This is a genomic window from Colwellia sp. Bg11-12 (assembly GCF_014076955.1).
In the GTDB taxonomy this organism is placed as follows: Bacteria; Pseudomonadota; Gammaproteobacteria; order Enterobacterales; family Alteromonadaceae; genus Colwellia_A.
Map to the genome: position 1 here is coordinate 344,477 of NZ_JACGUZ010000059.1, position 23,296 is coordinate 367,772.

Genomic DNA, 23,296 nt, shown 5'->3' on the forward strand with positions numbered 1-23,296 from the left:
GAAAATCAATTGTTAAGGATACTCGGAGTTATTATGAATATCTAGAAGATCTTCAATTGTTTAATGGATGAAAAGAATAGTTGTCGATAATTTTTACACTTTTAGGTAATATAGTCAGTATCTATCTATCTATTGCTCTATATTGTTGAAGTTATTGGTTTTTTGCATATTGGCTTGAATTTTGAATAAGACTGAATTAGTAGATAATAAATTATACATAATCTTGTGTTTTGATTGCACATGTATTGATGCCGGTATTTAGAAGTAGGTTTAAAAATATGAAATGTTTAAAATGGATTGCAGCTGTTACATTCTCAGTGTTAAGTATTAACGCGTTTGCCACTGACGTGAGCGGTGAAAAAATTATGGATAATTACATCGGAGCAGGTCACCGCAGTGATGTTAATGGTGGCATGTCTCGTTACGATATCGATAAAATGCTTGTTTCTCGTGATGGTACAACGTTAAGTGTTGATATCTTTACGTCATTTTATGACGATATAGGTAATAATGGTATTAAACTTGGTGATTTGTTTATGGCTGCTGATGAAGACCTTAATGGTACAGCAACATCTCCTTGGAACCCAAATGGGAACCAACCAAACAAGGGTGACAGATATACTGATTCTGCTACAGATTCAAACACCGGCACTGACTGGAACTATGTTTACGACCTTAGTGGCGCACGTAAATTTACGTCAGGAACTGGCCAATTAAAGTCAGGCTTTGGCAGTAATCAGGTAGTGAGTTCATCTGATCTTCATGGTACTAGTTCTCGTGATAACCAAGCGGTAATGCTTGCTGATAGAAGCAGCGATATAGTTCATGATTCATCTTCATGGTCAGTTGATAATCGAGCAAGTTATCAACTGACACACACTTACTGGAGTAGAAGATCTAACTCGTATCAAAATTACAATGTTGACTATGGTAAAGTCAGCTTTTCTTTTGATGTGAGCGGCACAGCACTTGCTACCGCTAATCAAATTGCTTTTCGCTGGGCAATGACATGTGCTAACGACATTATTGAAGGTGTTGCTTCATTTGCTCCTCAAGGTGGTGGTTCAACGCCCGTGCCAGAACCAGAAACTATTGTATTAATGTTACTTGCTATGGCTGGTTTTACTTACCGTAGAAAAGTAAAAAATTAATTTTTCATTAATAATCTGATCAATGCGTTATATTGAAAAATATAGCGCATTTTTTTTGTTATATTTGTGAGACATTACTTTTTATTAGGGTTAGTAGACTAAACAAGTGAATACTTGACTAAATTAGTCAAGTTTAAGATAATGGCTCTGAGACAATCCCGTAAACATCTTTGTAAGTAGAGTAATATGTCAACTCCTGAATTACCGATAAAATTTTCCGATGCCGCCGCAACTAAAGTGTTGTCTTTGATAACAGAAGAAGAGAATCCGGAATTAAAATTAAGAGTGTATGTAACAGGTGGTGGCTGCTCTGGATTTTCATATGGCTTTACTTTTGACGAAAAAGTGAACGATGGTGACATGACCATCGTTAAAAAAGGCGTTACTATGGTTATTGACCCGATGAGTCTACAATACTTAGTGGATGGTGAAGTCGATTATATTGAAGGCTTAGAAGGCAGTCGATTCTTAGTAAATAACCCCAATGCATCTTCGACTTGTGGTTGTGGCTCTTCCTTCTCAATCTAATCCCATTTAGTTTTATATTAATTAAAAAACCAGTGATATCCTCTCTGGTTTTTTTGTGCCTATTTCTTTCTTTTATCTAAGAAGTCTTTTAAATCAGGCATGCTATTACATCGAACGCTCCCCCCAAGCAAATTTGATATCTCTGTTATTACGATATTAACCTTACTGTTATTACAATCTACCTGCTTTACTTTCGCTTTAGCATCGGGTTGTTGATTAAACCTTGTTATCGATGGTGCAATAGTATTTTTATGGGTTAAGTATTGATTGAAATTGTCGTTTTGCGCGTTTTCGCTTGCTTGATTATTCAAACGTTGCCGCAGCTTCCTTAGTGAAGTTTGTGAAATACTTTTACTTGAGCTCTCATTCGTTAACACTTCTTTATTATTTATCTGCTTCGGCAATATTTTAGCTGTGGTGGTGGCCTCTCTTTTTAACGGTATTTTCTTAACCGTTTGAGTTTGAGTTTTACTTTTAGCTTTATCTTTTGGTGCTTTTTTTATAAGGGTCGCAGGCACTGTCTCAAAAGCAAAGTTTGACTGCTTAGCAACAGAAGAGAAATAGAGTCTCGCTTGGATAAGTTTACCGGGATTGTTTTTTATGATTATGGGTAAAGGGGCTTGAGAAAACGGTTGCGTGAAAATAACCAGTATCATCAAATGAAAAATGGTAGAGAAAATCAGTCCTTTGCTTAATTTATTCACATATAACCTCCTTGTATATCATAAAATTATTGATGTAATATTGAGTTATAAATTTCGAAGAAGTTCAGTTTTACCTTAATAAACAGTAAATAGTTCAATAAAGATAGTTTGTTGCTTTTTTAAGGTGAAGCTATTTGCATGTCGTCGCAAGATTCTTGATACTGAATGCATTCTACGATCAATAATTACTTATAAAAGGGAATATCATGCGGAAAGTGCCTTTTCAATCAGTCATAAAAACACTTGTGTTAAGCAGTGTTTTTTTAGCTTTATCGAGCTCAGCAGCAACACTGACAAAATCAGAAAATAAAGCATTAACACAATTAAAAAATACCGCTCTCCAGTCTGATTTATCGTATCAAGTCTTGGAATCGTTAACCACAGAAGTGGGCCATCGGTTAATGGGCTCTGAGGGTGATAAGAAGTCGATCATTTGGGCGCAAAGTAAGATGAAAGCGTTAGGCTTTGATAAAGTATGGACAGAAGAAGTTACCGGAACCTTTTGGCAGCGCGGCGAAGTTCAAGCTAAAATAATTTCACCATATCCACACAAAATCGTTGCTATTGCACTGGGTGGAAGTATAGCTACCAGTGATGAAGGACTTACCGCGGAAGTAGCTCACTTTAAGACATTAGCAGATTTAGTCGCGGCACCAGACAATAGTTTGGACGGAAAAATTGCATTTGTTTCTTATCAAATGGAAGAGCATATCGACGGTAATGGCTATGGTCCAGCCGTAGGTACGCGTGTCGGTGGTGCTGTTGTAGCGGCTAAAAAAGGCGCATCGGCATTAATTATGCGCTCTGTTGGAACAGACAATAACCGGATAGCTCACACAGGTATTATGCGTTATGACGACAATGTGAATAAGATCCCCGCTGCAGCTATTTCAAACCCAGATGCAGACTTACTTGTTAACCAATTAAAACGGAACATGCCAGTCAGTTTTTATTTAAAATTAACCAGTCATACCGACCCTAAAGTGACTGCCGTTTCTGCTAATGTGATCGGTGAAATAACCGGCAGTGAATTCCCTGATGAAATCGTTTCAATTGGCGCACATCTTGATAGCTGGGATGTTGGCACGGGCGCCTTAGATGACGGTATGGGGGTTGCTATGATGTTGGCGTCTGCTTATCATATCGCACAATTACCGCAACGGCCGAAACGTACGATTCGTGTCATTCTTTTTGCTGGTGAAGAAGTGGGTTTGTTAGGGGCTAAAAAATATATGGAGCTTCATGAAAATAACATGGCAAACCATATCATTGGCGCAGAGTGGGACTTTGGTGTTGGTAAAATTTATAAAATGACGTCTGGTGTTGGTAAAAATTCGCTAACAGCGATTAACGATCTTGCTACACATCTAGCTCCATTAGGCGTTGAACTATCAAATGATAATAATGCTCAAGCACAATCAGATATGAGCGTGATGAGTGCGGCAGGTATGCCGAGTATGAATTTTGCACCTGATGGTACAAAGTACTTTGATTATCACCACACCGAAAACGATACCTTAGACAAGGTGAACCCTGAAGACTTAAAACAAGCAACAGCGGTTTATACTCTATTTGCTTATTTTTCAGCTCAATCAGGTGTCAATTTTAGAAAGTAATTATAATTACCTAAAGGAATGTTAGCCGCCGCTTATTTTGTTGCTAACATTTCTTGTCAGTGCCCTCCTATAAACTATTTCAAAGCAACTTTCTTCTTGATTTTATGATAATTCTGAACTTAACTCTTTAAAAGATATAAAATTAATTTCAGCAGTAACACTAAGAGAGAATCTGGCATGAATAATAGTACACTTGCTACATCAATAATCGTCTCGTTATGCTTACTACAAGGAATAGCCCAGGCGGAGCAAGGCTCTTAGGCTTTGCCAGCGTGAGTGTGGGCAAGATACTCAATGAAACTGGTGTTGAACATTATGGTATACCCATAACTTTTCTCGCCGATTACGCCATTGTTTCTGCTTATGAATACGGGTAGAGTCTAGATTCAGAAAGCTTATTCGGTTTACAAATTACGGCAGACATGTTTATTGATGTAAAAGCGGTAAATTTTCTGATGACTTTAAAAGATTAAGACTTTGGTCGCTAGGCATTTTAACAATGTACAGTGTATAGTGCACAAATCACGATTAGTGCACAATTTACGATTAGGATAAATATGAATTTTTTTAAATCTCTACCTATATTTCATAAAATTTTAGCAATTTTAGCCATCGCTATTTTGAGTTTTGTTATTAACTTGCTTATTAATATTACTGCTATTTCTAAAAACCAAATATTATTAAAAACAATTCAGAATACCACTATTCATCTTGTTAATTTAACCAGTGAAAATGTGAGTAATTGGCAACGTATCGATGAAATTTATAATCAAAGTGTTTCTTTTGGTGATGAAGAGTTGATTTCTCAAGCAACTCAATTAGTTACAGTGCTTGCAGATAACCTAAAGCGTATTAGCTCACTTGAGTCTTCATTTTCCGATACCTCTAAATTAGTCTCATTAAGTAAAGAATATAATGATATTGCTAGAAAAATATCCATAGGGTTTATCAACGAAGAAATCGATTTTCAATCGCCAGCAACAAAGAACAGCATTGAAAAGAAATCAGATATTTTTAAGCAAGTTACTGAGCTTTTGACTCAAGACAAAGAAAAAGCGGCGCAAAGGTTTAATACACTGGTTGAAGAAACCGTCACCAACTCAAGTGATTCAAGAGACTTAAGTATTTTAGTGGGTATTTTATTACTGATTATAATGTCGCTATTAAGTATCGTGATAGCGCGTTCAATTAGCCATTCAGTATTAAACATTGATGCTTCTTTAAAAGAATTGGCTGAAGGTGATGGTGATTTAACGAATCAAATCGAAGTCATGAGTCAAGATGAACTAGGCAGCGTTGTTAAGAACTTTAATGCCTTTACACAGATTTTAAGAAGTATTGTTTCAGATGTCATTGATGTTGTACCCCCTTTAACAAAAAGTGCAGAACAATTAGCTGAAAAAGTACGTGACGTTGATGCCAACGTACAAAATCAAGCTGAAGTAGCTGAAATAACTAAACAATCTATGATTGAGATGCAGTTCAGTGTTACCGATATTGCTAAGTCTGCTGCAGAAGCGGCAAATGCCGCGGGCTCTGGAGAAGCAGAGGTTAATCGGGGTATGGAAAATGTTCAACGTTCTTTGCATATATCAGGTGAATTAGTTCATGAAATTGGTAATGCAGCGGATGTGGTTGACAGACTTGCGAAAGACTCTCAAAACATGAACAAAATACTAGACGTAATTAATGGCATAGCAGAACAAACAAACTTATTAGCACTAAATGCAGCTATTGAAGCGGCCAGAGCGGGTGAGCAAGGTCGTGGTTTTGCTGTCGTTGCAGATGAAGTAAGAAGTTTAGCTTCTAGAACTGCATTGTCTACGACCGAAATTCGAGAACTATTAGACAAGCTTATTTCAGCGGCTGATCAATCAGTAAGTACGATGGGATTAGCGCGAGAAAAAGCAAATAACAATGAAGAAATTTCTTTAGCTGTAGATAAATCATTAACCAAGATTAAAGAGCAAATTGGCCATATCAGTTCGATGAACAGCCAAATAGCGACGGCAACAGAAGAACAGTCGTGTGTAGCTGAGACAGTTGTAAATAATATTGAGCAAATGTATAACAGTTTTGGTGCTACGCAAGCCGCTATTGAAGAAATTGGCAATGTGGCTCATTTAGTTGATAAGAATGCCGTACAATTGCAGACAGCTACATCGAAGTTTAAAGTATAAATTTATCCTTCCATTAATAAAAATTCGATGATTTTGTTCATGTCTAGATCAAAATCATCGGCTCTAACGCCTTTTATAATGAAGTCTTCATCGCTTGATAAATCAATATCTTCTGCCATCACATAACGCCCATCTAAAGCATTATAGAACGAACGTACTTTAGGATTGGTTGGATCACCGTCATTTCTACTTTCTACAATAGCCAGCTTATTTGAGCTTAATTCAACTAATGACCCAACAGGGTAAACGCCCATGCATTTTATAAATAAGTCGACCAAACGCTGATCTAAGTGTTCTTTTTGCGCTAAGCTCCGTAAAATACTGAACGATTTTAAATGGCTATACCCATCTTTGTAACAACGATTAGCCGTAAGCGCATCGAAGATGTCACAAATAGCAATCATCCGGCCATACGAAGAAATTTTTTCTTTAGGGATATTAAAAGGGTAGCCAGTACCATCAAGTTTTTCATGGTGAAGTGCAGCAACTTCAAGGCTTAATTCAGAAATTCCGGGTGTAGATTCTATTATTTTTATTGAATGATTAACGTGGCTCTTCATGACGGTAAATTCAGCATTCGTTAACTTGCCTGGTTTATTTAAAATGCTGTCAGGGATATTGATCTTACCGACGTCATGTAAAAATGCTCCTACGGAAAGTAACTGAATAATTTTTTTATCTATTTTCAAAAATCGTGCAAAAATCGTCATTAATACTGAAACTGATACAGAATGCTCTAATAAATACTCATCTTTTTTTCTGATATTTATAACACATGCTAACGCATCAGGGTTTTTAAATACCGTATCAATAGTTTGATTGGTAATTTCAATAACGGGTGTTAAATTGAGTTCTCGTCCATGCTGGGCATCTGCAAATACCTGCCGCTGAATTTCTTTTGATTCATTAAATAATTTTTTTGCTTTAGTGATCTCTAAAATAATGGGCGATCTTTTACTGACTGACTCGGCGCTAGTCTTGTTATTACCAATAATGTTATCACCAGCATCAAATGTTAGGGTTTTACTCGTATCTATTAATAAGCTTTCGACCCCCTTACTGCGTAGATTATCAATAACTTTCGTGTTTTTTATGTGCCCTGAGGTCGTTAAGTTATAAGTTCCCTGTTGTTTAGCGATATCAACAACAAAATGTCCTTTCAATAACGCTGAGATTTTAATTTCAACAATCATAATCAAATTAACTCGTTAAATTAATGCTTGCTCTCTATCATTTTTGAGCTGATATAAATGTATATCAGCCTCTTTTAATAGTTCTGCCATTGATCGCTTACCATCACTTGCTGCTACACCACAAGTAATCGTTATTGGTAAAGCTGTGTTTTGATATGGCATGGGGTTATTGATAAAAAACTGGCTTAAACGTTGTGCAGCAAGCTTTGCTTCTTGTTGACTTTGGTTTGCTAATACCACAACAAATTCGTCACCCGCATAACGAAAACAGCGGTCGTTGTCTCTGATTAAACTTTGCAAATTTGTCGCTACATACGACAGTACTTTATCACCACAATCATGGCCATGTTGATCATTGACTTGTTTAAACTTGTCACAATCAATAAATAATAATGAGAAGGGTGCACCATATCTATGCTGGCGTACCAACTCTTCGGAAATACAAACCTCCATTAACCGACGATTAGCTACACCGGTTAAGCGATCATAATGTGCCATATATTCAAGTTGTTCACGAATTAAAACATTCGATAAACATAAGCTAACTTTAGTCCCTAGTTGCTCTAAATGAAAGGTCCCTAACTTATCACTAAAACGGTTTTTATCGCTATCAGAAAATAATAAGCTACCAAACAGTTGTCCTTCTAGTATTAATGGTATCAAGGCAAGAGACTGTGATTGAATGAGCAAGTCACTGGGGATCACTGAAGGTAAGTTGTCTAATTCATTTGTCAGAAAAGGTTTGTTATCATGGTGAAAAGCTTGCAACTGCGCTAAAGATATTTTGGTACTGTGTCGATGTTGCCAATTTGATTGTAATTGCTCATTAAATAAGTAGCTAATAGGTGTTGGTTCAACTAAAAGTAAAGTAATAGAAGTGATATTGAATTTTTGTTTTATCGAGTTCAATAAGCGCTGGAGGAGTTCTTCACATGATTTACTTGCAAGGACTTCCTTTTCTATTTCAAACAGTTTTAGAGCGATGGTTTCATTAGCTTTAGAGTTGGCAATTAATTGCTCAATTTCTAATTCAGACATAATTATTTCTTGTTTTATTAGACTAATTTGATTGTGTTCTTTTCTAAACCATTGTGCAAGAGCTGAGTTATGTCAGCAATGGTATCAATATTGCTTTGTTTTTTATTATTGAAAAGTTACACTTTTTGACACAAAAAATTGTCATCTTTATAACTTAACCTTTTTTATTTTCAGCCGATAATAAGCTAATGCTTATGAAATTTTTGAATTTTTGGATTGTAATTTATGCGAGTTTTATTATTAATTTCAGCTTTGTTATTTTTTGTCAGTAAGACCTGCTACGGGCAGAGGCTAGAAGCAGTTCAAATTTATACTGATAATCAACTTTTAAGTTTAATTAAAGAAAATAAGCACTTAGGTCAGGTTGTGTTGGATGATTGTCAGCTTGTGCAAGATATTGAAGCACGAGCAACGAAGTCTGAATACCCGTCATATCAATTTCTTTGGGGTGATATGCTTGCTTTCGGTGTTTGCGTTAAAAAAGATGTTCCACTTGGACTTCATTTTATGAAAAATGCGGCCGACCAAGCGTTGCCTGAAGCTTTAGAACAACTAGGGCGCTATTACCACACCGGCAAATTTATGCAGGTAGATATTGAAAAGGCGATATTTTTCCTCAAAGAGGCATCAGCCGTTAATAATTTAAGAGCACAAATTCGTTTGGCCGATATTTATGCGCAAGGTTATGGGAGTCCGTTAGATTACCCTGAACTATATGCTCAACTTCATGACTCTGTAACCAGTGATAAAAAAATGCATAAACAAATTGCACAATTATTAACAGGTTTGGCTGATAAAATGCCTGAGCATGTTGTTAACGCCGCAAAAAAAGGTAAATTCTAAATTTTTAGTACCTGATAAAAGTTACTTTTTGATTTCATAAAGATAATGAAGTCATTTTTTTTGCTCAAAAGCTACTCTAATACGACTCAAAAGACATTATATTGCGTTACTCAATTTAAAAATTGAACAACCATTCTCTGGACTTATTACTTTGCCTATAGCGTTTTTAATTCACATTGAAAACCTACCTTTGAATGGTGGCGGGTATAGGTATATAATTGCTTCATTAACACATTAATCGAGTTTATCCCCTGAAAGATCCTCATCAAAAACGCGAAGCGCAAAAATACGACAATCCAGTGGCGAGTCGAGAATTACTATTATCAATAATAGAAAGTTCTGCTGTCCCACTCAATTTTAAAGCGATATGCAAAGCTTTGAATTATCATGATGAAACTCATCATGTTGGCGTAAAACGACGTTTGCGTGCCATGGAAAATGCAGGTCAGCTTGTTTTTAATAAACTTAAGCAATATGTCATTCCAGCCAAAAATAGTTTGATCACGGGTAAAGTTACCGGTCATCGTGATGGTTTTGGCTTTTTTATACCTGACGTTGCTAAAGGTGAGAAACCCGGCAAAGATTTCTATATTTCATCTCATGAGATGCAGCGGGTATTCCATGGTGATATTGTTAGCGCTATTTTAGTCGATCGCACTGATCGTAAAGGCCGACAAGAAATTAAAATAATTGAAGTCATTGAGCCGCGTAAAGCAGGCATTGTTGGTCGCTTCTATATTGAACATGGTATCGCTTATATCGTTCCAGACGATGCCCGTATTAAACAAGATATTCTTATTGAACCTGAGGGTAAACTTGGCGCACGCCACGGGCAAATGGTGGTGGTTAATGTTCTGCATCGTCCGTCAAAACGCAATAATGCCGTGGGTAAAGTGATTGAAGTTTTAGGTGATCATTTAGCGCCAGGTATGGAAATTGATATTGCTTTACGTGAGCATGATTTACCCCACGAATGGTCGACCGCCGTTATTGAAGAAGTTGCAACGATAGCGGATGAAGTGGAAGAGGAAGCCAAAATATCACGAGTTGACTTGCGTGACTTACCGTTAGTCACTATAGATGGCGAAGACGCAAGAGATTTTGATGATGCTGTTTACTGTCAGCCTGAAGAATCGGGTGGCTGGCGTTTATGGGTCGCTATTGCTGATGTAAGTTATTATGTGCGTAACGGTACTGCCCTCGACGATGAAGCCATTTCTCGAGGTAACTCTGTATATTTCCCTAGTCAAGTTATTCCTATGTTACCGGAAAAACTATCTAACGGTTTATGTTCATTAAACCCTGATGTTGACCGTTTATGTATGGTTTGTGAAATGACTATCAGTGCCTCAGGTGAGTTGTCGGGTAGTAAATTCTACTCAGCGGTTATGCGCTCACATGCGCGTTTTACTTATAGTAAGGTAGCGGCAATTTTATCAGGTGAAGACGCGACCGAAAAGGCAGCGTTACGCGAACAATATCAGCCATTAGTACCTGATTTAGAAAATTTATATCAAATGTATTTAGCACTAAAAACCTCGCGAACTAATCGTGGTGCAATTGCCTTTGAAACGTCAGAATCTCTGTTTTTGTTTAATAGCGACCGAAAAATAGAATCTATTGTGCCGCTAATTCGTAACGATGCTCATAAAATCATTGAAGAATGTATGGTTTTAGCGAATGTGGCAACGGCAAAGTTTGTTGAAAAACACCAAATGCCGGGTTTATTCCGTGTTCATGACAAACCGAGTGAAGACAAGTATAAAAACTTTGTCAGTTATTTAACTGAACTAGGCATATCCTTGCCAACACGAGAGCAACCAGAACCTGCTGATTACGCTAATATTTTAAATCATGTTCAAGGTCGTCCAGATCAAGAGCTGATCCAAACTATGTTGCTGCGCTCAATGCGCCAAGCGGTTTATCAAAGTGAAAATTTGGGTCATTTTGGTTTAGCGCTTGAGTCTTATAGTCATTTTACTTCGCCAATTCGTCGTTATCCAGATTTGGTTATTCATCGAGTGATTAAAGCTATTCTGGCAAAACAAGCACAAAGCGCTAACGAAAGTAATGAAGCAAACGCCGGATTTTATCAATATTCGCCCGAAGAAGTTATTGAACTAGGCGAGCATTGTTCAATGACCGAACGTCGTGCTGATGACGCTACCCGCGATGTTGCTGATTGGCTGAAATGCGAATTTATGCAAGATCACGTTGGTGATACCTTTACGGGTGTTATTTCTACCGTCACCAATTTTGGTTTATTTGTGCGTTTAACCGATTTACATATCGAAGGGTTAATTCATATAACTTCATTAGGGCATGACTATTATCACTTTGATGATGTGCGTATGTGTTTGAGTGGCGAACGTTCAGGCACTAAATATCGTATTGGTGATGTCTTAGAAGTGAGTGTTGCGGCGGTAAACTTAGATGAGAAAAAAATAGATCTTGTTTTGTCGGGCGAACAAGCGCCCAAGAATGTTGGTAAACCTGAAGGTAAATCGAAAGCCAAAAGCACTGGGCTAAGAAAAAATGCTGATCAGGGCTTCAATAAGCCTAAAGGAACTGGCGACAAAGGGGCTCCCAAAAAGCCAAAAGACAAGAAAGCAGAAAAATCAAAAGCTAAAAAGCGTACTGCACGAAAAAAACGTCCAGGTAAAAATGCCCGTAAAACAGCTGAATAACAGGTCGATATTGTCAGTGATGATGTAGGTCGACCTGAAAGATATAGAGCTTAATGTAAGCAAGTTAAAGAAGAAATTGAAAAGAGAAAACCATGGCGAAACAAGACGAATTAGTATTTGGCATTCATGCAGTTAATGAATTAATTAAACGTGCTCCAGAACGCTTTATTGAGCTTTTTTTACTGAAAGGGCGTGAAGATGAGCGATTAATGACCATCATCAACTTGTCAAAAAAGTATGGTATTTCAACGCAGTTGGTTAGCCGTAAAGTGCTTGATGAAAAAAGTGAAGGCGAACAACATCAAGGAGTATTAGCGCGAATTACTCAAGGAAGAACGTATACTGAAAACGATATAGAGGGAATTCTTGCACAAGCTAAAGAAAAAAATGAAGCGCCGTTTTTACTTATTTTAGATGGGGTAACAGATCCTCATAACCTTGGCGCATGTTTAAGAAATGCTGACGCTGCAGGTGTTCAAGCTATTATTGTTCCAAAAGATAATGCAGCACGCTTAACAGCAACCGTACGTAAAGTCGCTGTTGGCGCAGCTGAAACCGTGCCTCTGGTACAAGTCACTAATTTAGTGCGAACAATGAAGCAGCTTCAAGATAATGGTGTTTGGATAATTGGTACTGCTGGTGAAACAGAACATTGTTTATATGATGAAAAATTAAGTGGTCCTATGGCCTTGGTCATGGGCGCTGAAGGCAAAGGAATGCGCCGGTTAACACGTGAAACTTGCGATCAGTTGGTCAAGTTACCTATGGCTGGTAGTATTTCAAGCTTAAATGTATCAGTAGCATCAGGCATCTGTTTGTTTGAGATAGTACGTCAACGCCGCTCATAATGTTGTAGGGTGCTTTCTTTAAACTGTATTAATGTACAAAAACATACTACGATTGTACAAAAATATACTATGATGAAAGTGTAATATAATCAGGGTACATTTGCAGTATGATTGCATTAGGTAACGAAGTAGAAAAAAAGACAGTGAGTTGTTTACCCGTAAAACAACTCACTAAAAAAGTGTTATGCAGAGCTAGGTTATTAGTGGCTTATTTGTTTATGATGCTTTCAGCGTCTCTATTAGTTGCTTTGCCTTTTCACCTTTTTGCTAAGAATAACGTTGTAACCCCTCCGATAATTTTAGCAAGTTCAAGTGCATTGTCTGGCCCTGCGGGTAAATTAGGCACACGCCTTAACCAAGGTGCCCAAGCTTATTTTGATAAAATTAATAAAGTAGGTGGTATTGCGGGTCGACCAGTTTATTTGAAAAGCCTTGATGATGGTTACGAACCTTTCAAAACTCTCAAAAACACTCAGCTTTTTTTAAATGATAATAGTATTTTTGCACTTTTCAACTACGTAGGAACACCAACAGCTGCCGTCGTTTTCCCTTTCATTGAAAATAAACCTTTACCCTTTCTCATGCCATTTACAGGCGCTAATTTTTTACGTGAACCCGTTACAGAAAACATATTTAATTTAAGAGCCAGTTATTATCAAGAAGTCGATGCGCAAATTAAGTATCTAGTTAAAGAGCAAAAGATTACTAAAATAGGTCTGTTGATACAGGCTGATGCCTTTGGTGTTACGGTTGAAAAAGGCTATATCAATATTATGAAAAAATATGGTACTGAACCGGTAGTTACTACCCGCTATCGACGAAATACTGAAGATGTTGCACTTGCGTTGAGTGTACTAAAAGATAAAAATGTAGAAGCCATCGCCTTTGTTGGTACGTATGAACCGCTTGCAGAGTTAATCAATATAGCCGCAGCACAAGAATTTACGCCTTTTTTTACTGCCGTTTCTTTTATTTCAAGCCATGATCTCTTCCCTAAGATAATGCAGAAAAGCCGCGTGCTTGTCACTGAAGTTATGCCTGAGCCTCAGAGTTGTACTTTAAATATATGTAACGAATTTATTAATGATATGAAAGAAATAGGTATAGTGCATACCGACCAAGTTCAACTTGAGGGTTATTTAAATGCTTATCTATTCACCGAAGTGGCGAAGCAATGTGCTGAATCTCTAAATCAAACTTGTTTCCTCAATAGTATAAAAAACTTTAGTGTTGATTTTGGTGGAATAACAGCAAGCTTTGCCCCGAACGATCATCAAGGACTCGATAATATTTATCTCAATTTTTTTGAGTTGAAAAAGTAAGTCTTAATTTCACCGTTTAACATCAGTTTGGCTCAACCTCCCCGGCACTATTTCTTTATTACCCCATATTTTTATATTTGTCTTGCTTTCGTTGCTTGTTTTTACTACACTTCGCGACCTTAATTCAGCCCGAACTTTTGTTCCTTGCCTCTTTCTGGTGTTTGGCTGAGCCAGCTAATGAGGCTACAACCGTAAGGAGCTCGTAATGCGTCATTACGAAATCGTATTTATGGTTCACCCTGATCAGAGTGAACAAGTACCTGGCATGATCCAGCGTTATACTGACTTGATCAATGCTGCTGAAGGCAAAGTCCACCGTCTTGAAGACTGGGGCCGTCGCCAATTAGCATACCCAATCAATAAATTGCACAAAGCACACTATGTTTTATTAAACATTGAAGCGCCACAAACAGTTATTGATGAGCTTGAAACAGCTTTCCGTTACAATGATGTTGTTATCCGTAACATGATCATGCGCACTAAAACTGCAGTAACTGAAGCGTCAGCAATGGCAGCTGCTAAAGAAGAACGTCGCGACGATCGCCGCGAAGTTAAGCAAGAAGCTCCAGCTGTTACAGAAGCACCAGTTGCTACTGAAACTACAGAAGAAGCTGCGAGCGAATAAGTAACTCGTGACAAACTCTCTTTATGAGAATTGCCTTGTGTTGGTTGGTGAAGTGGTAAAACCACCGAAAAAATCAACAAGCCCAGCAGGTATTCAGCATTGTCAGTTTTCAATGGACCACAAGTCCATACAAAATGAAGCTGGCATGAATCGACAAGCATTTGTCCGGATACAGGTTGTAGCAACAGGTGAACTGTCACAAAACTTAACTCGTGATTTAATTGCGGGCAGTAAGCTTAAAGTGACTGGTTTTATTAACCGTCATGAATCAAGAAATGGTAACCCTCTTCTTGTCTTACATGCTCAACATATTGAAATGATTAATTAAGGTGCTTTTATTGGTTTGTTAAGTCAGCCAAATAAATACACCATATTAGGAGAAATCCATGTCTCGTTTTTTTAGACGTCGTAAGTTCTGCCGCTTCACAGCGGAAGGTGCTACCTCTATCGATTATAAAGATATTGCTACACTGAAAAACTATATCACTGAAAGTGGTAAAATCGTTCCTAGCCGTATTACTGGTACAGCTGCTAAATATCAACGTCAACTTGGTCGTGCGATCAAGCGTGCTCGTTACTTAGCGTTATTACCATATACTGATTTACATAAGTAACCTAAAAAGGGGTTTTGAAAATGGAAGTAATACTTCTTGATAAAATCGCCAAATTAGGCGGCCTTGGTGACAAGGTATCAGTTAAATCTGGTTATGCACGTAACTTCTTATTACCTCAAGGTAAAGCAGTATTTGCATCTGAAGCTAACGTTGAACATTTTGAAGCACGTCGTGCTGAAATTGAATCTTCACTAGCAGCAACTTTAAAAGCTGCTGAAGCTAAAGCTGCTAAAATCGTTGAATTGGCTGAAATCACTATCGCATCATCTGCGGGTGACGAAGGTAAATTATTCGGTTCTATTGGTACTAAAGATATTGCTGATGCAATTACTGAAGCAGGCGTTGAAGTAGCGAAAGCTCAAGTACGCATGCCTTTAGGCACAATCCGTGAAACGGGTGAATTCGATATCGCTATTCACTTACACAATGATGTTGACACTAGCATCAAAGTTATCGTTATCGCTGAAGCTTAATTTAGTTCGCTAAATTAAACTGATAAAATACCGCTATTTCTTTTTAAGAATAGCGGTATTTTTTTATCTAAAAAAGAATAATCTGAAATGCATCATTATAAAAGCCAATGGTGTGAGCCAAATATTATTGAAAAGTCGGAATTAACCAATCTTCAGCATCAAGTAAGCCTCGTTCTATCAACCCACCAATGCCTTGTAATCCTCCTGTATGTAGCAAAACGATACGATGTCCTTTAGGAAAGTAATGTTGTTCAATTAAGTTCATTAGCGCCAAAATCATTTTACCTGAATATACCGGTTCAAAAGTAAAGCCAGTTTGTTGGTTAAAATTTTGTATTTTTTTGATATCTTCTTCACTAAATTTAGCATACCCGCCACAGTGAAATTGAGACATTATTTTCCAGTTACTATAATTTGATGAATCTACGAGTAATTCATTTACTTGTTCGTTTAAATAACCGTCTTGTTTTAGTACCGAAATACCTAAAAGGTTATGCTGATTATTGTCTGCTTGTATGAGCCCCGCTAATGTGCCACCACTGCCTACCGGTGTCAGTAAAGTATCAAATTGACCTTGTAGGTTTAATTCAGTTATTATTTCACCAACGCCAGTTAACGCTAATTCATTACTCCCACCCTCAGGTACTATGAGGTAGTCAGGGTATGCTTGTTGTAATTCAGCTAAGTAATCTTTATTTTCACGTAATCGATAAGTTTTTCTGTCAACAAAGTGTAGTTCCATCCCCCATTGCTGTGCCATTGATAGGGTGAAGTTACTCGCGTATTCCTTTTCACCGCGAATAATACCAATACACTTTAGCCCTTGTTGTTGGCAGGAGAATGCCAGAGCATGGATATGATTAGAAAAACTACCGCCAAAACTAAGTACACCAGCATAGTGATGTGACTTAGCATAATGTAAATTAAATTTTAACTTTCGCCATTTATTACCAGAAATAACAGGGTGTATAGCGTCGTCGCGTTTTATTGAAACAGCGACCTTGTGCTTTTCAAATAAGGGGTGTGAAATGGTCTGTAATTTTGATTCTATTTTCATAAAAGGTAATGTTATTCTTTACTTAAATGTAACTATTCGATAAAAAACTTGCGCCTTGAATGGAATAGGGGATAATGATTTTAGAGATTTGACTATAAATAATAATATTGATAAATGTCACTTATTACAAAAATAAATAATATTTTCTCAAAAATTGAGTCTACAAACCTGTTGGGTGTAAGCTTACGCCAGCAATCTTTTGCCTTTTTCTCTCGTCCCGAGCAAGGTGAATCTCAGTTTCAGCAAATTAATTCTCCATTAGCAGAACACCCTCAACAGATAAAACTTCAACAAGAAAAGTATCAGTTGCATGGACAATGTCATCTAGTGCTCGCTTCATCACAAACGCAAATCGTGCAAGTTGATAAACCTAATATTCCTGAAAGTGAATTAAATGACGCACTAAAATGGCAAATAAGAGACCTTGTTAATTATTCTCCAGAAGATATGATACTTGATTATTTTGACGGTCCAACGCTTTCTGGCGGAAATGAAAAAATAAATGTAGTTTGTGCTTCTAAAAAAGAACTCTTAACCTTGATTGACCCGCTTAATCATGATGGTTTAACGTTAAAGTCGATTACCACTGAGGAATTTGCTTTTGCCAGTTTACTCGCCGTACAAGACGATGCGTGCTTAATGGTTTGCCAGCAGCCAAATGAAGAAATAATTTTATTGATTGTTAAACAAGGGAAAGTATTTTTCTCGCGTCGTTTACGTGGTTTTGCTCAGATTGCCAACAAAACAGAAGAAGAGTTATCATTGGGTATTGTTGATAATTTAAACCTAGAAATTCAACGCTCAACCGATTATTTTGAACGCCAACTTAAACAAGCACCAATACGTTCTATTGAAGTTATTGTACCTATAGCTAACGAGGCTGTATTAGCACGTAAACTTTCTGAAAATACCAATGTCGTTGTAAATTTACTCACGATGCCTGAGGGGTTTCATCATGCCAGAGAATTTGCTGTAACCTTAGGAGCTACGCAATTGAATCATATGGAGCCAATCAGCTAATGGCAAAAAATTCAATTAATTTACTACAAGCAGACTTACTGCCTAAAAAAGTGTTAGTGACATTACCCCGTGTCGTTATGCTTTGGTCTTTGGTCTTTATCTTCATGTTGTCTTGGGCTTTCTTTAATCATTATCAGGTAAAAAATTTAAGCGCTGAGCACCTAGCACTCACTGAGATAAAAACGAATCAAGACAATTTACTTGTTCAACTTGAAAATCAGTTAACTGCTAATCGGGCTGACGCTAAAGTGATTGAAGAGCTTGCGATGTTGAAGCATTTATTGAAAAATAAAAATGTATTACTGGGTGAGCTAACCGATCCAACCCATACATCAGTTGCAGGCTTTGCATCATCAATGACTGAATTGTCTTTAATGCATCACAAAGATATTAGTTTACAGCATGTTAATATTACTTATAAAGACTTAACTTTCTCTGGATTAGCACGAACACCGGAAGCCGTGCCCGCCTGGTTAGCTAAATTTGAAAGGTCAAAATTTTTATCGGGTAAATCATTTATCAATTTTTCTTTAAATGAAAACGCACAAAAACTTACTGAGTTTGTCGTTAGCTCTAAACCAAATGCCGGGGGCGCTAATGAGTAAGCAATGGCAAGTATATTGTGAAAAATATGTCTCTATTACACCTCGTGAACAATATATGGTGTTACTGACCGGACTCATTGCGATAATTTTCATTATATATAGCTTTTTTATTGATGATAATGGCGCAAAAATGGCGACGTTTGAACAGCAAATTATGCAACTTAGCAGCAGTAATCGTGCGGCTAAAACTTCTATCGATTTAATGGAAGAAGGCCTGTCACAAGATCCTAATTTAGCGCTCAACAGACAAATTTTACAATATAAAGAAAGAGTAAAAAATGTTGATGTAAATCTATTAAAACTAACTTCAGACTTAATAGATCCTGTTCAAATGCGTTACGCGTTAATTAAGTTGCTGCAAACACAAAAAGGTGTTTCTTTGCAATCATTCCAAGTCATTGCGGCTCAGCCTATAACGATTGCTAGTTCAACTAACGTTGTTAAAACTGAAGGTGATAAAGTCACTAAAAATGAGGCTAATCAACAAGATTTGATACTCTATCGCCACGCAATAAAAATTAAATTAAGTGGTAGCTACTTTCAATTACGTGATTATTTAACTCAGCTTGAGGCTTTATCGTGGAAGTTTTTTTGGCAAGAGTTTAATTACCAACTTAAAGAATACCCGGTCAGTGAATTAGAAATAGAAATGTATAGCTTAAGTACTAAACGGGAGTTTATAGGTGTTTAAAAACTTAACTTTTGGTCCGCTGTTTTTCGTCCTATTGCTTATCCCATTTGGGGGGGGTGCTCAAGACATTGACCCAACAAAACCGCTCTCAGATACAGGGTTTTCATCGAATACCCAAGCAGAAGCAGCAAAAAAAGCCGAATTGATATTAGAAAGTATTATTCATGGTTTCGAAGTACATACCGCGGTTATTAATGGCCAAGTGTTAAAAGTCGGTGACTTTATTCACCAATATGAATTAGTAGCGGTGAATAACACCAGCGTAGTCTTACGTTCAGCAGAAAAACGCTTAAAGCTTAGTGTTTTTTCTAGTGTCGTGGTTAAATCAAAATGAAAAGATATGATCAAATGAAAAATACCCAAAGAAAAATTTATTCTTTCACATTAATTTTAGCGTTACTGGGTTGTCAAACAGCACCTAATAAACCGACAGAAATGATTGATGCGCTAGACAAAGCCATTGAAGAATCTAGCAAACCTGCACCGAAGGCGTTAACACAAGTCCCTAATGCTATTCAGCAAGAATTAATGCAGCGTAATATAAGCCAAGCGCGAGAGGGTTTATTAGCAGAAAAACGCTTAGAAATTGCAGCAAGTGATGTTAGCGCCCAAGAATTCTTTGCGGCTTTAGTTGATGAGTCATCTTACAGTGTTGCTGTTCATCCTGATGTAACAGGAACTATTACCCTAAATTTGAAAAACAATACGCTTAACGAAGTACTTGATGTAGTTGAAGAAGTTTACGGCTATGAAATTCGCCGCAGTGGCAAAGTCATACAAGTTTATCCAGCGGGTATTCGTACAGAAACGATCCCCCTCAACTACTTGTTCGTCAAGCGCTCAGGTATGTCGAGCACCAGTATTAATTCTGGTGGTGTGTCAGAAAACGATCAAAACAATAGCAATAATAATTCCAGTAATAATTCAAACAGCAATTCGAATAACTCAGGTAGCTCAAATGGTAATAGTCAAAACACTCAGCAAGGAAGTAGCGGTATCAACATTTATACCGAGACTAAATCTGATTTTTGGGCTGAGCTAAAGGAAACCTTAACAGTACTTGTTGGTACTGAGGAAGGGCGTTCCGTATTTGTTTCTCCACAAGCAGGTTTAGTCACTGTACGCGCTTTACCTGAAGAAATTAAAGTCATTAAAAATTTCATTAATGAAACGCAAACCCATTTACGTCGTCAAGTTATTATTGAAGCTAAAATAATGGAAGTAACGCTTAATGATGATTACCAGCAAGGTATTAAGTGGGACCAAGTTTTAGGAAGTATTGGCAGTACTGATTTAGCTTTTTCAACGACGGGTGCTATTGCGGGTAACTTTATTTCCAATGCTATTGGCGGTACAAGTAGTCTGTCTATTAGTAATAAAGATTTTTCAGGTGTTATTGATTTACTGTCAACACAAGGCAATGTGCAAGTACTGTCAAGTCCAAGAATTACCGCAACTAACAACCAAAAAGCAGTCATTAAGGTTGGTGGCGATGAGTATTATGTTACCGAGGTTTCAAGTACAACGACAACGGGTACTTCTACAACAACGACACCAGAAATTAACTTAACGCCCTTTTTCTCAGGGATAGCTTTAGATGTTACGCCACAAATTGATGGTAATGGTGAGGTTATTCTTCATGTTCATCCTTCCGTTACTTCAACGGATGAACAAACCAAAGTGATTAAACTGGGTAATGAAGAAATCATCCTACCACTTGCAAAAAGTAGCGTACGAGAGTCGGATACTATTATTCGTGCTAAATCAGGTGAAATAGTTGTTATTGGTGGTTTGATAGAAACACGAAAAGTTGAGTTAGAATCAAAAACACCTTTCTTAGGTGATATCCCATTTATGGGTGAGTTATTTAAAAGTAAAAGCGAAACCACTCAGAAAAAAGAACTGGTTATTATGCTCAAACCTATTGTTGTTGGCCAAGATACTTGGAAAAACCAACTACAAGATGCACGTTCACTGTTAAAGCAATGGTTTCCTGAAGAGAATGATTTTTCTCAAAGTGAAAAAGGTAAGTCTAATGATTCAAGCAATGACGAATAATAGTCAGCATTTATGTATCTTTACCATTTTGGCTTAACGGAACTTCCGTTTACGTTAACACCTAATACTGCATTTTATGTAGGGTTAGAGCCGCACAATGAAGCCTTAGCTGTATTACTAACCGCCTTGAAAGCGGGTGAAGGCTTTATTAAAGTGATTGGTGAAGTAGGTACGGGCAAAACCCTACTTTGCCGAAAACTGCTTAATGAAATACCCGAACACTTTGTTACTGCTTATATTCCCAATCCTTACTTGAAGCCTGACGAACTGCGCCGTGCAGTAGCGGTTGAATTAGGCGTAAAACAAGCACAGCGTATGTCTGCTCAATTACTGACTCAACGTATCCAACAGCGATTATTAGAACTGCATTCAGCAGGGCATTCGGTAGTACTCATACTTGACGAAGCACAAGCTTTACCGGAAGAAAGTCTTGAGGCTTTACGGTTATTTACGAATTTAGAAACAGAAACGCGTAAACTTTTACAAGTGGTGTTATTTGCCCAGCCAGAATTAGATGAACGCTTAGCCACAACTAGGTTTAGACAGCTGAAGCAGCGCATTACTTTTTCTTATAAATTACGCGCAATGACAGCGCCTGAAGTACAACGCTACATTCAGCACCGTATGCAAGTAGCAGGCTATAAAGGTGCTACTTTATTTAATAGCGCTTTATCGAAGAGAGTGGCGAAAGTGAGTTTGGGAATCCCACGCTTAGTCAATGTACTCTGTCATAAAATGTTGATGTTAAGTTATGGACAAGGGCAGTATCAAATAACCAATAAGCATTTAACCGCTGCAATAGAAGATACTGAAGCTACAAGGCAAGTAAGTCACCTTAAAGTGTACTTAAGTATTGCGGGTGTGCTTCTTTCTACGGTATTAATTGCTTATGTTTTGAAAAATTATGGAGTGATCGCTTGAGCGTAATTAACCAAATGCTAAAAGATTTAGACCAGCGCCAAGCTGACCAAGAAGGGTCGAGTAATTTTACCGTACCTGTTGATTCTTCTTCTTCGAATAAAAACATTCTTTTTATCAGCTTAATTGTCATTGTTTTATTAAATGCAGGTGGCATTTTTGTTTGGCAAATGTATGTTGAAAACCAATCATTAAAGGTGTCAAAAGCGCTAAGAATTAACGACAGTGAAAAACCAGTATTAAAAAATAGCAAATTAGAAAATAGTGCTAATGCGGTTAAAAGTGAAAGTACAAGTAAGGCTAACAGCAGTAACGTAAATACAGGCTTGCTAAAAAATCAGCAGAATAAAACTGAAATAGCTCAAGTTAGTGCTCAAAGTACTCCACCAATCAATAAGGTTATCCAAGATAAGGTCAGTAACGTTGAGATACCTCTAGCACCAATTAGCACGGAAACACCTTATTCAAATAATCAGGCAGCATCTGTTACATCAACGCCTTTGCCAGTAACAAAGTCAACGTTAAAAATATCACGGAAAGAACTCTCACCCGATGAATTAGCAAAACAAAAATTAATACGCGCTGAACAGGCTCTAGCTAACAAGGATATTGCTAAGGCAGAAAGTTTATTTGAAGATGTGTTGCTAGTTATACCTGAGCATAAAAGCGCCAGAAAGCAATTGGCGGCATTATGGTTTGGACGTAAAGCTTATTCAGATGCATTAAATTTACTTTCACAAGGTATTAATTTATCACCTAATGATAGTGAATTTCGTCTGATGAAAGCTCGAATTTATTTAAAAAATAACAGAATACGACAGGCATTTACCACTTTAAACAATATACCAAATGTTAATGACGTTATTAATGTTGAATACCAGAGCTTGCGAGCAACAATGGCTCAGCAGCTGAATGAATTTTCGTTTTCCGCAGAGGCGTATCAAATTTTAGTTAGCATCGAGCCTTCTTCTAGTCGTTGGTGGTTAGGCTTAGGTGTCGCTTTAGATAGTAATAGCGAATTTGAGCAAGCGAGTCTTGCGTACAAAACAGCATTAAATAAGAACGGGTTATCTGGAAGCGCTGAGAATTTTGCCCGTCAGCGTATTACCGAGTTGGGAGAATAAT

The 23,296-nt window shown here is 37.4% G+C and carries 24 protein-coding genes; 20 read left to right on the forward strand and 4 right to left on the reverse strand.

Annotated elements, in window-relative coordinates:
• Nucleotides 1–278: 278 nt before the first annotated feature.
• Nucleotides 279–1,151 (forward strand): PEP-CTERM sorting domain-containing protein, encoded by an 873-nt coding sequence (locus tag H4J39_RS07440; RefSeq protein ID WP_182226945.1) that lies wholly within the window; start codon nt 279–281, stop codon nt 1,149–1,151.
• A 186-nt stretch (nt 1,152–1,337) separates the two neighbouring features.
• Nucleotides 1,338–1,679 carry an iron-sulfur cluster insertion protein ErpA gene (gene erpA / locus H4J39_RS07445; RefSeq protein ID WP_182182158.1) on the forward strand — a complete coding sequence of 114 codons (342 nt, stop codon included), beginning with the start codon at nt 1,338–1,340 and terminating at the stop codon, nt 1,677–1,679.
• Nucleotides 1,680–1,738: 59 nt separating this feature from the next.
• On the opposite strand, the gene H4J39_RS07450 is transcribed toward erpA, so the two are convergent.
• Nucleotides 1,739–2,383 carry a hypothetical protein gene (locus H4J39_RS07450; protein WP_182226947.1) on the reverse strand — a complete coding sequence of 215 codons (645 nt, stop codon included), beginning with the start codon at nt 2,381–2,383 and terminating at the stop codon, nt 1,739–1,741.
• A 206-nt stretch (nt 2,384–2,589) separates the two neighbouring features.
• On the opposite strand from H4J39_RS07450, the gene H4J39_RS07455 reads away from it, so the two are divergent.
• From H4J39_RS07455 to H4J39_RS07460, 3 genes are all read left to right on the forward strand, one after another.
• Nucleotides 2,590–3,999 (forward strand): M20/M25/M40 family metallo-hydrolase, encoded by a 1,410-nt coding sequence (locus H4J39_RS07455; RefSeq protein ID WP_220462148.1) that lies wholly within the window; start codon nt 2,590–2,592, stop codon nt 3,997–3,999.
• 218 nt (nt 4,000–4,217) lie between these two features.
• The gene (locus H4J39_RS18955; protein ID WP_220462149.1) at nt 4,218–4,376 is read left to right on the forward strand and encodes a hypothetical protein; all 159 of its coding nucleotides are present in this window, start codon (nt 4,218–4,220) and stop codon (nt 4,374–4,376) included.
• A gap of 180 nt (nt 4,377–4,556) precedes the next feature.
• The gene (locus H4J39_RS07460; RefSeq protein WP_182226949.1) at nt 4,557–6,179 is read left to right on the forward strand and encodes a methyl-accepting chemotaxis protein; all 1,623 of its coding nucleotides are present in this window, start codon (nt 4,557–4,559) and stop codon (nt 6,177–6,179) included.
• Between the two features lie 2 nt (nt 6,180–6,181).
• Here H4J39_RS07460 and H4J39_RS07465 read toward each other — a convergent pair whose 3' ends face one another.
• Nucleotides 6,182–7,372 carry an HD-GYP domain-containing protein gene (locus tag H4J39_RS07465; protein WP_182226951.1) on the reverse strand — a complete coding sequence of 397 codons (1,191 nt, stop codon included), beginning with the start codon at nt 7,370–7,372 and terminating at the stop codon, nt 6,182–6,184.
• 15 nt (nt 7,373–7,387) lie between these two features.
• Complete coding sequence (locus H4J39_RS19270; RefSeq protein ID WP_310649729.1) at nt 7,388–8,437, reverse strand: DUF484 family protein; 1,050 nt, start codon at nt 8,435–8,437, stop codon at nt 7,388–7,390.
• Between the two features lie 198 nt (nt 8,438–8,635).
• On the opposite strand from H4J39_RS19270, the gene H4J39_RS07475 reads away from it, so the two are divergent.
• The 8 genes from H4J39_RS07475 (at nt 8,636) to rplI (ending at nt 15,822) form a co-directional block, all read left to right on the forward strand.
• Nucleotides 8,636–9,253: a tetratricopeptide repeat protein gene (locus H4J39_RS07475; protein ID WP_182226955.1), complete on the forward strand. Its 618-nt coding sequence runs from the start codon at nt 8,636–8,638 to the stop codon at nt 9,251–9,253.
• A 251-nt stretch (nt 9,254–9,504) separates the two neighbouring features.
• The gene (gene rnr, locus H4J39_RS07480; RefSeq protein ID WP_220462157.1) at nt 9,505–11,940 is read left to right on the forward strand and encodes a ribonuclease R; all 2,436 of its coding nucleotides are present in this window, start codon (nt 9,505–9,507) and stop codon (nt 11,938–11,940) included.
• Between the two features lie 92 nt (nt 11,941–12,032).
• Nucleotides 12,033–12,788 (forward strand): 23S rRNA (guanosine(2251)-2'-O)-methyltransferase RlmB, encoded by a 756-nt coding sequence (gene rlmB, locus H4J39_RS07485; protein WP_182226957.1) that lies wholly within the window; start codon nt 12,033–12,035, stop codon nt 12,786–12,788.
• A gap of 107 nt (nt 12,789–12,895) precedes the next feature.
• Nucleotides 12,896–14,110: an ABC transporter substrate-binding protein gene (locus H4J39_RS07490; RefSeq protein WP_182226959.1), complete on the forward strand. Its 1,215-nt coding sequence runs from the start codon at nt 12,896–12,898 to the stop codon at nt 14,108–14,110.
• 205 nt (nt 14,111–14,315) lie between these two features.
• Nucleotides 14,316–14,735, forward strand: a complete 420-nt coding sequence (gene rpsF, locus H4J39_RS07495; RefSeq protein WP_182182150.1) for a 30S ribosomal protein S6 — start codon at nt 14,316–14,318, stop codon at nt 14,733–14,735.
• 7 nt (nt 14,736–14,742) lie between these two features.
• Nucleotides 14,743–15,063, forward strand: coding sequence for a primosomal replication protein N (gene priB, locus H4J39_RS07500; protein ID WP_070375546.1), 321 nt, complete (start codon nt 14,743–14,745; stop codon nt 15,061–15,063).
• 58 nt (nt 15,064–15,121) lie between these two features.
• Entirely contained in the window at nt 15,122–15,349 is a 228-nt protein-coding gene (gene rpsR / locus H4J39_RS07505) for a 30S ribosomal protein S18 (protein ID WP_070375547.1), read from the forward strand.
• Between the two features lie 20 nt (nt 15,350–15,369).
• Nucleotides 15,370–15,822 carry a 50S ribosomal protein L9 gene (gene rplI / locus H4J39_RS07510; protein ID WP_182182149.1) on the forward strand — a complete coding sequence of 151 codons (453 nt, stop codon included), beginning with the start codon at nt 15,370–15,372 and terminating at the stop codon, nt 15,820–15,822.
• A 124-nt stretch (nt 15,823–15,946) separates the two neighbouring features.
• Here the strand turns inward: rplI and H4J39_RS07515 are convergent, their stop codons facing one another.
• Nucleotides 15,947–16,879 (reverse strand): 1-aminocyclopropane-1-carboxylate deaminase/D-cysteine desulfhydrase, encoded by a 933-nt coding sequence (locus H4J39_RS07515; RefSeq protein ID WP_182226961.1) that lies wholly within the window; start codon nt 16,877–16,879, stop codon nt 15,947–15,949.
• A 114-nt stretch (nt 16,880–16,993) separates the two neighbouring features.
• Between H4J39_RS07515 and H4J39_RS07520 the strand changes: the two genes are divergently transcribed.
• The 7 genes from H4J39_RS07520 to H4J39_RS07550 are packed head-to-tail and all read left to right on the forward strand — an operon-like array spanning nt 16,994 to nt 23,295.
• Nucleotides 16,994–17,899 carry an MSHA biogenesis protein MshI gene (locus tag H4J39_RS07520; protein WP_182226963.1) on the forward strand — a complete coding sequence of 302 codons (906 nt, stop codon included), beginning with the start codon at nt 16,994–16,996 and terminating at the stop codon, nt 17,897–17,899.
• Nucleotides 17,899–18,504: a PilN domain-containing protein gene (locus H4J39_RS07525; protein WP_182226965.1), complete on the forward strand. Its 606-nt coding sequence runs from the start codon at nt 17,899–17,901 to the stop codon at nt 18,502–18,504. The genes H4J39_RS07520 and H4J39_RS07525 overlap by 1 nt, the downstream gene beginning before the upstream one ends.
• Entirely contained in the window at nt 18,497–19,195 is a 699-nt protein-coding gene (locus H4J39_RS07530) for a hypothetical protein (protein ID WP_182226967.1), read from the forward strand. The genes H4J39_RS07525 and H4J39_RS07530 overlap by 8 nt, the downstream gene beginning before the upstream one ends.
• Complete coding sequence (locus tag H4J39_RS07535; RefSeq protein ID WP_182226969.1) at nt 19,188–19,529, forward strand: hypothetical protein; 342 nt, start codon at nt 19,188–19,190, stop codon at nt 19,527–19,529. Before H4J39_RS07530 ends, H4J39_RS07535 begins: the two co-directional genes overlap by 8 nt.
• Nucleotides 19,530–19,543: 14 nt before the next feature.
• Nucleotides 19,544–21,253: a pilus (MSHA type) biogenesis protein MshL gene (gene mshL, locus H4J39_RS07540; protein WP_182226971.1), complete on the forward strand. Its 1,710-nt coding sequence runs from the start codon at nt 19,544–19,546 to the stop codon at nt 21,251–21,253.
• A 12-nt stretch (nt 21,254–21,265) separates the two neighbouring features.
• Nucleotides 21,266–22,174, forward strand: coding sequence for an ExeA family protein (locus H4J39_RS07545; RefSeq protein ID WP_182226973.1), 909 nt, complete (start codon nt 21,266–21,268; stop codon nt 22,172–22,174).
• Nucleotides 22,171–23,295 carry a lipopolysaccharide assembly protein LapB gene (locus H4J39_RS07550; RefSeq protein ID WP_182226975.1) on the forward strand — a complete coding sequence of 375 codons (1,125 nt, stop codon included), beginning with the start codon at nt 22,171–22,173 and terminating at the stop codon, nt 23,293–23,295. Before H4J39_RS07545 ends, H4J39_RS07550 begins: the two co-directional genes overlap by 4 nt.
• Nucleotide 23,296: the final 1 nt, after the last annotated feature.